Origin of the sequence: Neobacillus drentensis (assembly GCF_036966985.1) — a bacterium.
Classification (GTDB): Bacteria; Bacillota; Bacilli; order Bacillales; family Cytobacillaceae; genus Neobacillus; species Neobacillus drentensis_E.
On record NZ_JBALSN010000090.1, the window covers coordinates 1 to 11,448 of the forward strand.

Here is an 11,448-nt window from a genome sequence, read left to right on the forward strand (position 1 = left end):
ATCCGACTCATTGTATTACTTGAAAAGCTAAGATTTTTTTTCGCCCGCAAAGGATTTCCAGGAACTCGATATGAAAAGTCTCCTGTAAAATCAATTAAAGCTTTCATGGCATTTTCTTTATCTCCAATTTCGATAAAATGTAATAATTTCTTTTCTGCCTCATATCTTAGCTTAACTTCCATCCCATCTTGGGCATAATCTTGCGGCTCTATCTCCGGTTGATATTGCTCATTATGTTTTTTGGTCGTAATGAATTGGGAATCCACGCGCGGATTTGCTAATAGATTCACTAATAAATCACCAATTGCGATGTATGATTGTCCCAAATAGGGTAATGATTTGTAAAACTTCTCAAATGCAGTTACCCAATTATTTTCAAGATGATTTTCCCTGATAACATTCCAGATAAAATGGTCAGTTACTTTCTCTATCAAGAAAGGTCCGACGATAACCATACCTTGAAACTGTTCACCTTTGTGCAGCGCTACTGCCATATACGATAGTCGGAAAGCATCTGTATGAAAACAAAAACTCTTTTTATTGGCCTTTTCTAAAGAGTTTTTAAGTTCCAAATAGATTTTCTTTCGGGCTTCAATAATAATTAGTGGATCACTATCATCAGAGATGTGTAAAATCGTTTGAATTTGATGATCAACCGCTTGTACATCTATATGAAAAGCATTTTTGATTAGCCAACATTTACTTTTCAGTTCCTCCATAACAAATCACCCTTCAGATTCTTCGGATTCGCATTAGTCGCTTTCAGATTCCCATCTGCTTATTTCTGCCCTAACGATTGGAGCAACCTCTTTTCCTAAGAGTTCAATGGCTCTCATTACATCATTATGAGGCATGGAGCCAACAGGACAGTGGAGCATAAAGCGCGTGATCCCAACATTCTTACGTAAGTAGATGATTTTCTCGGCAACTGTTTTCGAATCCCCTACGTACAATGCTCCTTCCAAACTGCGCGCGGTATCAAAGCTTGAACGGTCATATAGCCCCCATCCGCGTTCACGTCCTAGTTTATTCATGACAAGCTGGGTGGAAGGGAAAAACTTCTCAGCTGCTGCTTCACTAGTTTCCGCAATGAAACCGTGCGAATGCGAGGCAACCGTAAGCTTAGATACATCATGACCAGCGTGAACAGCTGCTTTCTTATAAAGTCTCACAAGTGGCTCAAATTGCAGCGGGCGCCCGCCAATTATGGCTAGAACGAGTGGTAACCCAAGCAGACCTGCACGGATAACGGAATCACGGCTGCCTCCACTACCAATCCAAACCGGCAAAGGATCCTGAACCGGTCTAGGATATACACCGAGATTTTGTATAGCTGGTCGATGTCCCCCTTCCCAGGTCACTTTCTCCGACTCACGTATTTTTAATAATAGGTCTAGCTTCTGATCAAATAATTCATCATAGTCTTTTAAATCATAGCCGAACAACGGAAAAGACTCGATAAATGAGCCCCGGCCTGCCATGATCTCGGCACGGCCATTTGAAATCGCATCAAGTGTTGCAAAATCCTGAAATACTCGAACCGGATCGGCAGATGAGAGAACTGTTACTGCACTGGTTAATCGAATCCGATTGGTTTGTGATGCGGCAGCAGCCAACACCACTGCTGGAGAAGAGGCCGCAAAATCCTCACGATGATGCTCACCGACACCAAAAACATCGAGTCCAACCTGATCTGCAAGGACTATTTCTTCCACCACTTCACGGATCCGTTGCGCATGACTAATCACCTCCCCAGTTTTCACATCCGGCGTTGTTTCGACAAACGTGCTCACACCTATTTCCATAATGAATACCCTCCTATTATCCTAAGGCCGCTCCTGTGCCTGAGTATATTAAAATTTTTATCTAAGAAATACCATGCGTAATTATCCTACATTTCCCGATATTTTTCAAAATAATCGGATTTTTACTATTAGGATGTAAAACNNAGGGGTGCCTGACACTCATTTTTTAATAAAAGAATTCTGTTTCATTATGGGCAACTGAATCTGTTTTATTACCAGGAGTGGACGATTTGAAGGTCGTAATTTTTTCGTATTCTCCTGGTTGAAGAATGCTTTTGTCCCCTCTCATTAGGTAGGTGTAAGCGATAATCGAGATAAATAATCCAAATGTCCAGGCGTTATCCCACAAAAAGCGAAGTCCCGGGATGAGAAGTCCAAGTACAGGAACGGCGACACCAATTATCAGGGCGTAAACACCGTTTTTATTAAAACCGGATGTATAACTATAGCGGCCGTTTACATCATATAGTTCGTTAAGGGCCATTTGCCGCTTGCGAACAAGCCAGTAATCCGCAATGGCAATTCCATCAATCGGACCGAGTAAAGCACCGTACGTACCCAACCAGCCAAAAATATAGTTTCCAAAGTTCTCCATGATGTACCAAGGCTGCATTAAAATCGCAAAGATTCCAGTGATTAATGCACCTATGCCAAACGTAATTCGTCTTGGATTTAGATTTTCAATTGCACGGGCCGGTGCAACGATGTTTGCCCCGACATTGATCGTTAAGGAGGCAATTACAATGATTAATGTTCCCAAAAAGATAACGAATGGCGGGAATTTCGCAAGCAGTTGAACGGGATCCCAGAGTGCTGTCCCAAAAATAACTACTGTCGCAGATGTGACAGCAATTCCAATAAAGGAGAAGATACTCATTGTAAGTGGGAGGGAGAAACTTTGAGCCAGCATTTGTGATTTTTGACTTTTTGCATAGCGGCAAAAGTCAGGAATATTCAATGCAAGGGTTGCCCAGAAGGCAATGACGCCAGTTAATGCAGGGAAAAATACCTTTAAAAACGCACCTGTTGTCGCGAATTCTGAAGGGGTATCTAAGATCGGACCCCAGCCACCTGCATTTGTATATGCCCATATAAGTAGAATAATGGAAGCGACGCCGACGATCGGTGTGGCAATTAAGCCAAGAATTTTCATTGCTTGAGGTCCCTTATAAGCGACAACCACATTTAATGCCCAAAACAAGGCAAATACAATTGCCGTATGTCCTGGGACGTTTCTCCAGGCGGCAAAAGAAGCGGATAAAAGTGTATCAATCGCACCCGTACCAATCCATGTGTTAATTCCAAACCAGCCAGCAGCAACAATGGCCCTAGCTAAAGCTGGGATATGAGCTCCTTTTGATCCAAACCATAAACGAGCAAATACGGGATAGGGAATTCCAAACTTCGTACCAGCATGGGAATTTAATAGAATAGGGATAAGGACTATAACATTTCCAAGAAAAATCGTTCCAATTGCCTGCCACCAATTCATTCCTAACGAAATCAGGCCACTAGCCATCGTATAGGCAGGAATACATAAACACATACCAATCCATAATGTAGCAAAGTTAAGCCCTTTCCATGAATGTTCCTTCATTGTCGTTGGGCGCAGGTCATCATTCCACATTTCACTGTTACTTAAACCATTGGCTGCTTCAGGCGTCAGGGTAACAATACCATTTTGTTCAATTTGCGTTTTCAACAAATTTCCCCCTTATTGGTTTTTTAACGTGCCTTCTAGTGAAACAATGATGCCTTAAATGCAAATGATACAGATTTGTTAGAACTACTCTCATTCAGGATAGAATTGAACGAATATTAAAAAAATTTCTGCCAGTTTTTACCTACTCACCATTGCATCCCCCTCTTTCCTTCAACTCCCGAAAACAGAATCCTGTTTGCTGTCCCCTATGTATCAGGTAAAGCAATAGGACAAGAAAACCTACTTCTCTATACTATATTATAAACCTCTTCTTCTTCCTGTCATTGGACAAAAAGTCGAATAATTTCGATAAATTCTTTTATGTTATGTAAAATGCAGCCACGGGTCGAACTGGTGTATCCTCCTGAATGGATACCATATCTTATAATGGATTATAATCAGGAGGACAGGATCTGTCTTAAATTGCGTAAGAATTCCTTACATAAATTCATTTTTCCTTGCTAGTTAGTTGTTTACTTCTAACTTATTTAGTGCTTGTGAAAATCTATTAATTCCCTCATGAATCAAATTTGTTTCAGCCCTGCCAAAGGTAAATCGGAGACATCCTTTTTCAGTGCCTAAAACATTTCCGGGAACAAAGGCAATTCCATTCCTGATTGATTCCTCCAGTAATTTTTGCTCATCGATAGGTCTTTCCACTTTGCCCCACAGATGAATTCCCCCATCTGGAATAGAAAATGAAACTTTTCCAGCCAATAATTGGTTAAGACTTTGAACGAGTCGATCTCTCCGTAGTTCAAGCTCTTTTCTTAAAAATTGGATATGCGTATTAAAGTACTGCGACCCGAGAAATTCGTTCGCCACCCATTGAGGAAACACACTGTGTCCAAAATCAACTTGTTGTTTAGCGTCGGCAAGCCGCTGAATAACCTTTGAGGGACCAATAACCCATCCGATTCGCAATCCTGAAGCAATAATTTTCGACAATGAACTAATATATAATACATTTCCATTATCATCCATTGATTTTAACGATGGATTTACCACCCCATTAAAGGAGGTTAAACTATACGGGTCATCTTCAATAATCGGAATTCCAAACTCTGCTGAAATGTTTAAAATTCGTTGACGCCTTTGCAGTGAAAGAACCTTTCCCGTTGGGTTTTGATAATCCGGATTTAAAAATACCATTCTGATTCGATGTTTCTTATGTAATTGAATAAGGTCCTCCGGATTTACCCCATATGAATCCACAGGCAATCGGAAGATTTTTAAACCTGCTGTTTGGAAAATGGGCAGGGAAAAACAATATGATGGATCCTCGATAGCAACTGCGTCACCAGGTTTAAGCAGACATTGGACAATCAGATGCAATGCTTGCTGTGCACCAGAAGTAATAAGAATCGATGAAGAAGTTGTATTAATATTCTTATACTCATTCACATGAGAGGCAATTGTACACCTTAATTCTTCATTACCTTGTGGATCGTCATAGCCAAGATAGCCTGTAAAGGGCTGCTCAGAAAGAATATGTTGGAATTGCTCATTTGGAAATAAACTAGGTGACAATTCACCGCTTGCCATATTAATAAGGTCATTATCCTGTGTTTCCTTACGAATTCTTTGAACAACAGGAAGGTTGGGAAGAAATGAGCCACGCTCCAAATATCTACCCCAGTTTGGAATCCGTCTATGCTCGAGTCCCCAAATATCTGTACTGACGATGGTTCCACTACCTTTTTTTCGCTCCACAATCCCCATTGACTGCAGTTCTTCATATGCGGCTACCACTGTACTACGATTCACTTGCAGTTCTTCTGCTAAGGCCCTTTCTGAAGGTAATATGGTTTCCGGTGAAAACTGGCCAGTTGAAATACCTTGTTCAATGTAATCGGCAATTTGTTTATAAATCGGTCTTTTAGTTGTTCGATCGGGTCTCCAATCCACCCAACTCACTCCTTTCCAATCACTTGTAACAAGTAAAAGTGGATGGTCCATTTTTTTAGTAATTGGCGGGTCATTTTTTATAACTTTAACCTTAATATAGGAATCATACGATGTCTAATGAAAAATCAATAATTTTATCATATAGTGAGGATGAAAAACTATGAAGTTTGGCATGATTCTTATCATTGTTGTTTTAATAGCTGCTTTAATTGGTACCCTAGCACTTACTGGGAAACCGGATGAGGACTATAAAAATTCCACAAAACAAAACACTTTAAGGTTGACGGCTATTTATGCCATTGTCATCTTAGCAGCAATCGGAGGCTTGGCTTGGTATATCAGTATGAACTAACATAAATCTTTAGCAGAATACACATAATAAGTTAAAAAAGGTGTGTTCTTCTGTGGATTTCCCTGCCATTCAAACGAATTTTTGGGATGCAGTTTTTGCGATCCCCATCATTATTGTGTTAACTCAACTAATTAAGGTATATTTCAAATTGCCGAAGTGGTTTGTGCCAACCATTGCCCTTCTATTTGGATTAGGAATTTCAATTTTTATTAGTCATAAACACAACACTCTTGGCGGTATATTTATGGGCTGGTTTTACGGATATGCAGCGATTGGAACTTATGCATCGTTAAAAACAAATATTATTTCGTATAGAAATAAGCAAAAGAAATAATTTTAAACTTTCCCTTATTTATCTTATAATTCAAAATCTATTAAAAATTGTTATTTCGAAATTCGAAAATAATGTTACAATACTAATTATTACTTTTAATAGATTGAAGTGAAATGAATGAAAAAAAAGCAACACAAGTTATTATCGGCCAATCTGCTCGTTCCCGATGGGAGGAGATAACAAAAGGTTCTGTTACTCAAAAATTGTTAAGAGAGGTACGTCATTTAGACGTTTTAGTAGTAGCAGATCAGAAGAAATAACAATTAACTGATAACTTCAACTAAACTAAAACGGGTGCTTGAATTCAAGAAGGTAAGGCTGTTAATGGATTTATGGGTAAAATATGCCCAAAGGTGACTATATACATAAAATTTTTCATTCCCTTTTCTTTCCTTTAATTTTGTTACACACCAATCCTGCATTTGCTGAAACAGAGGCTAATCAATTAGAAAGCCCAATAACTTCATTTATGTCGGGTTTGCAACCTGAGACCCTTTAAAAAAGTTGTAGAATTATGGATATTAGGTTTGAAAAAATCAAAGTGGTGCTATTCAATATGCATTGCTTTTGCCATCTCTTCAAAAACATACACGGAGGCAATTTGAACAAAAGGGGTTAGGGTACTGGACAATCAAGTCCGTGGGCAGATAATGTTCTTATTGTAAAAGTAAATAAAAATAGCGATAAAAAGCTACAATATTACAGTTGCATTAACTCATATGCAAATTACTGAAATAAACTATAAGTTCGGATAAAAGAAGGAGGTTGTACCGAAAAATTGTCTAACTCTTTGAATAAATATTCTAATTCTTCTATAAAAAGTGATTCTAATGGAATTAAAAGATTGCTACCTTTTTTAGGTCCTGCCTTTATTGCTGCTGTGGCATATATCGACCCAGGTAATTATGCAACAAACATTTCGGCAGGGTCTAAGTATGGATACACATTATTATGGGTCATTTTAGTTTCTAATTTAATGGCAGTTTTGATTCAGACGATGTCTGCCAAGTTAGGGATTGCAACAGGTAAAAACTTGCCTGAAGTTTGCCGAGAGAAATTTTCAAAGAAGACTTCAATCCTTTTATGGCTTCAAGCTGAACTTGTAGTTATGGCAACAGACCTTGCAGAATTTATTGGTGCATCGCTTGGACTCTATTTGCTTTTTGATATCCCACTTGTTTTCGCTGCTATTATTGCAGCCATTGGTTCATTCGTAATTTTGGAGATTCAAAGGCGAGGAATGCGTCCGTTAGAAGCTGTTATTACAGCAATGATTTTTATTGTAGTAATTGTCTTTGGGGTTCAAGTTTTCTATGCAGCACCAGATGCAGTGGCAATTCTCTCTGGTCTTTTCACACTCAAATTTCAGGATGTAGATAGCGTTTTATTAGGAGCTGGTATGCTGGGAGCAACAGTAATGCCACATGCCATTTATCTGCATTCTGCCTTAACACAAAATAGAATTGTCGGAGAAACCGAAGAAGAACGGAAAAAGATTTTTCATTATGAGTTTGTAGATGTCATTATTGCGATGATTATTGCAGGTGGGATAAACGCCAGTATGTTAATCGTATCAGCGGCTTTATTTAATAAAAACGGACTTAACGTAAGTGATTTAGAAGTTGCCTTTAATGAATTTGGAAAAATACTTGGACCCTTTGTGGCTATATGTTTTGGAATTGGATTGTTATCTGCTGGATTATCAAGTTCTTCAGTTGGTACCATGTCAGGTGACATCATTATGCAAGGCTTTATTAAACGACGCATACCTATTTATTTGAGACGATTTATTACAATGATACCGCCGTTAGGAATAATTTTAATGGGAATTAATCCTTCTAAAGCTCTTGTAATAAGTCAGGTTGTCCTCTCTTTTGGAATTGCTTTTGCTTTAATACCTTTAATAATGTTTACAAGTAACAAAAAACTAATGGGGAAACTTGTAAATCATTCAGTTACGTCGATCTGTGCGTGGATAATTTCTGTACTTATTATAACTCTTAATTTATTTTTGTTATATCATACTTTTATTAACTAAAGAAACTAAAGAAGGCATAACTACAAAGTGATATTTCCTTAAAATAAAATAAATCCTTTTACAATTGATTAGGGCTGCCTTAAAGGTAGCTTTTTTCGTCGTTTCACTAACGGCGTAAGTTTATATGAATTGTACCTTATTCCCAGTGGGTTCGAGGGTTCTATTATAGTTTTTTATGATGTTCTGAACAAACCAATTTTAGAAGGGGATGAATTGATAAGAAAATTATTTAAAAAGTAACTAATTCTACTTTTGACTTACGGGTGTGAGAGTTTAAGGGCCGTGCCATACTTGAGGAAGGAAATAAGGCTTTTTTATTGAATTGACAGTTGATGTATTTAAATAAACAAAAGATAAAAGTTTAATTGTTTTATTACATTACTGATTCTTTTTATTGTTTTTGTAAAAATATTTTGCCAATGACATAAATCTTGTAAAGTAATTAAAGGGTTTGTTAAGAATCCTGAATATCCATTGAACTTTAAGGGTTTTTCTCTAATATGGGTAAGGTAATCTATTTTATACTGGAGGTATAGAAACCATGAAAAAATGCTTGGCCGTTTTAACCCTTTTAGCTTCTGTATTCATGATATCATTTACAGAAGTTTATGCTGCAGGTGTTGGTAATTCATTATTATCTAATCAAGAGACTGTGGTCCCTCTTGCAAAAGCTCATGCACATAATGATTACGAACATACCCATCCATTAACAGATGCCCTGGAGCATGGATTTACGAGTGTTGAAGCTGATGTTTGGCTTGTAGACGGAGAACTCCTTGTAGCCCATAATAAAGAGGATGTACGGCCGGATCGAACATTGAAATCCTTATATCTTGACCCATTGAAGGAAAGAGTTAAAGACAATAATGGAGCGGTTTATCCAGGATATGATAAAGACTTTACCCTATGGATTGATGTGAAATCTGAGGATGTTGCGACTTATCAAGTTATACATGAACAGCTTAATAAATATCAAAATATGCTAACAAAGTTTTTGCCGTCAGGGGTAAAACCGGGGGCAATTACTGTTTATATTTCAGGGAATCGTCCAAAAGAACTAATGGAGAACCAGCCCGTTCGTTATGCAGCCTATGATGGAAGAATGAGTGACCTTGGCTCAGGTGCTCCCAATGAATTCATGCCAATCATTAGTGATAACTGGACTAACCATTTTACATGGATGGGTGTAGGTGAGATGCCAAAAAATGAAAGGGAGAAACTGTACAATATTGTTTCAACCGCACATGCTAATGGCCAGAAAGTCCGTTTTTGGGCTACCCCTGACACCTCATCACCAGCGAGAGATGCTGTATGGAAAGAACTTTTGAATGCGGGTGTTGATTTTATCAATACCGATGATTTAGCTGGCTTGCAGATTTTCTTGATGAATAATGATCCTCATCCATCTGAACCTAATATTACTTGGGAAACCACTCACAAAAATAAATAAAAGCTGAATATTTCGTGTAATTATTTCGGATTATTGGAGAAAGATTAAACACAATAAAAATGAACGAATAGAGTTAATAGTAACAGTGACAAATTTGGTGAAAGCGGAATGGGTAATAGATGAATCTACAATTCAGATAAGTTGAAGTCAACAGTAATTCTCTGTTGGCTTTTTTTGTGCTGAACTGGGAAGAACATTGCGTAAAATAAAAAATCTCGATTCTAAGATATTTTTTCTTGACGAAAATAATTACAGGAAGTAATATGGTTACGCAAAGTAACTTACCGCATCAAGAATCACTTAATAACTAAAAGTTATTTACTTTTGATATATATAATACACATTAAAGTTTGAAGGGAGTGAAATATATGGTGGAAGTGAGTGTTAAACTTCAATTGAGAGGTAAAAATTACCTGACGAATGTAATCGTTAAAAAAGATACACCTGAAGAACAAATTTTGCGTATTGCACAGGAACAACTCGAGAAACAATGGTTAAATTAAAAAAATGAATTTCGATTTCTTCTAGTCCTTAAATGAAAGGAGCAAAAGTCCTTAATTGAAAAAAAAGAAGTTGGAGAAAGAGCTGTAGAGTATGTGAAGGATGGAATGATAGTTGGGCTGGGAACCGGGTCCACTGTATTGTTTACCATTACTAAGCTTGGGAAATTAGTTCAACAAGGACTTTCTATTAAAGGAATCCCTACTTCCAAACAAACGGAAAAATTGGCAACAGAAGTAGGAATCCCACTTGTTTCATTTAAAGAAATTGATCAAATCGATGTCGCTATAGATGGTGCCGATGAAGAAAAAATAAATTAGGTTGTCTCTAGGGCATTCTTTTCTTAGTCTTTAGTTCTAAGGAAGTATTTTACAATTATAAGGAGAAATAAAAATGGAATCAATGACCTTTGTCTTATTTGGAGCAACGGGGGATTTAGCTAAGAGGAAAATATTCCCTGCTCTTTACAATTTGTATATAGATAAAAAACTACCTCAACCAATATCGATAATTGGACTCGGAAGAGGGGAACTATCACATGATGATCTTCAAGAAAAAGTAAAAGAATCGATTTTAACCTTTTCGCGCCGCCTGGAGCATGATGTTACCGAAATGGGGGAATTTGTTTAGGCTTTTCGCTATAGCAGGTTGGATGCAAACAAAATAGTGGATTATCAAAAATTGCTGCAGATGGTAAAGAAAAGAGAAGAGGAACTGCAAATTGCGGAAAATCGTTTGTTTTACCTTTCCGTTGCACCTGAATTTTTCGACCTCATTTCATTAAATATAAAAAATAGCGGACTTGGTGCAACAAGTGGATGGAAACGTTTAATAATCGAAAAACCATTTGGACATGACCTCCAATCCGCTCGCGAGCTTAATGCAAAACTTAGCCAAGCATTTAATGAGGAGGAAATTTATCGAATTGACCATTACTTGGGTAAACCAATGGTTCAGAACCTTGAGGCTTTGGAATTCGCGAACCCAATACTTCAATCCATTTGGAACAAGGATCATATTGCGAATGTCCAAATCACCGCAAGTGAGACGGTTGGCGTTGAAAAAAGAGCCGGTTATTATGATCATGCAGGCGCGATACGCGATATGGTGCAAAATCACATGATGCAATTGCTCATGATGACCGCCATGGATTTGCCTTATAAGATAAACGCGACTGAAATCCGAAATGAGAAACGGAAGGTAATGGAAGCCCTTCGCCCTATAGGTAAAGAGGATGTTCAAGCCCATATTGTTCGTGGCCAGTACATTTCCGGAGAGATGGATGGTAAGCAAGTTATAGCTTATAAAGAGGAACCGGGAGTAGATCCTTCATCTCAAAATGACACATTTGTGGAAGC

The 11,448-nt window shown here is 37.9% G+C and carries 10 protein-coding genes and 2 pseudogenes; 8 read left to right on the forward strand and 4 right to left on the reverse strand.

The annotated features are described in order from the left end of the window. From V7659_RS06535 to V7659_RS06550, 4 genes are all read right to left on the reverse strand, one after another. The coding region (locus V7659_RS06535) for a hypothetical protein (protein WP_335538920.1) at positions 1 to 719 on the reverse strand (719 nt) is incomplete at its 3' end. Between the two features lie 33 nt (positions 720 to 752). Next, positions 753 to 1,805, reverse strand: coding sequence for an LLM class flavin-dependent oxidoreductase (locus tag V7659_RS06540; protein ID WP_335538922.1), 1,053 nt, complete (start codon positions 1,803 to 1,805; stop codon positions 753 to 755). A gap of 166 nt (positions 1,806 to 1,971) precedes the next feature. Continuing rightward, a complete protein-coding gene (locus V7659_RS06545) occupies positions 1,972 to 3,507 on the reverse strand; it encodes an NCS1 family nucleobase:cation symporter-1 (protein WP_335538924.1) in 1,536 nt (511 codons plus the stop codon). 465 nt (positions 3,508 to 3,972) lie between these two features. Next, a complete protein-coding gene (locus V7659_RS06550; protein ID WP_335538925.1) occupies positions 3,973 to 5,415 on the reverse strand; it encodes a PLP-dependent aminotransferase family protein in 1,443 nt (480 codons plus the stop codon). A gap of 160 nt (positions 5,416 to 5,575) precedes the next feature. On the opposite strand from V7659_RS06550, the gene V7659_RS06555 reads away from it, so the two are divergent. From V7659_RS06555 to V7659_RS06590, 8 genes and pseudogenes are all read left to right on the forward strand, one after another. Next, on the forward strand, positions 5,576 to 5,767 hold the full coding sequence (locus tag V7659_RS06555; RefSeq protein ID WP_335538926.1) for a hypothetical protein: 192 nt from the start codon (positions 5,576 to 5,578) through the stop codon (positions 5,765 to 5,767). Positions 5,768 to 5,819: 52 nt separating this feature from the next. After that, entirely contained in the window at positions 5,820 to 6,101 is a 282-nt protein-coding gene (locus tag V7659_RS06560; protein WP_335538929.1) for a hypothetical protein, read from the forward strand. A 113-nt stretch (positions 6,102 to 6,214) separates the two neighbouring features. Beyond that, positions 6,215 to 6,361: pseudogene (locus V7659_RS06565) on the forward strand (sensor histidine kinase KdpD); the annotation flags it as partial. Between the two features lie 518 nt (positions 6,362 to 6,879). Further along, complete coding sequence (locus V7659_RS06570) at positions 6,880 to 8,139, forward strand: Nramp family divalent metal transporter (protein ID WP_335538931.1); 1,260 nt, start codon at positions 6,880 to 6,882, stop codon at positions 8,137 to 8,139. A 541-nt stretch (positions 8,140 to 8,680) separates the two neighbouring features. Then, positions 8,681 to 9,589, forward strand: coding sequence for a phosphatidylinositol-specific phospholipase C/glycerophosphodiester phosphodiesterase family protein (locus V7659_RS06575; RefSeq protein WP_335538932.1), 909 nt, complete (start codon positions 8,681 to 8,683; stop codon positions 9,587 to 9,589). A gap of 368 nt (positions 9,590 to 9,957) precedes the next feature. Continuing rightward, positions 9,958 to 10,092 (forward strand): BA3454 family stress response protein, encoded by a 135-nt coding sequence (locus V7659_RS06580; protein WP_335538933.1) that lies wholly within the window; start codon positions 9,958 to 9,960, stop codon positions 10,090 to 10,092. Between the two features lie 105 nt (positions 10,093 to 10,197). After that, positions 10,198 to 10,410, forward strand: a complete 213-nt coding sequence (locus tag V7659_RS06585; RefSeq protein ID WP_335538934.1) for a ribose-5-phosphate isomerase A — start codon at positions 10,198 to 10,200, stop codon at positions 10,408 to 10,410. Between the two features lie 73 nt (positions 10,411 to 10,483). Further along, positions 10,484 to 11,448: pseudogene (locus tag V7659_RS06590) on the forward strand (glucose-6-phosphate dehydrogenase); the annotation flags it as partial.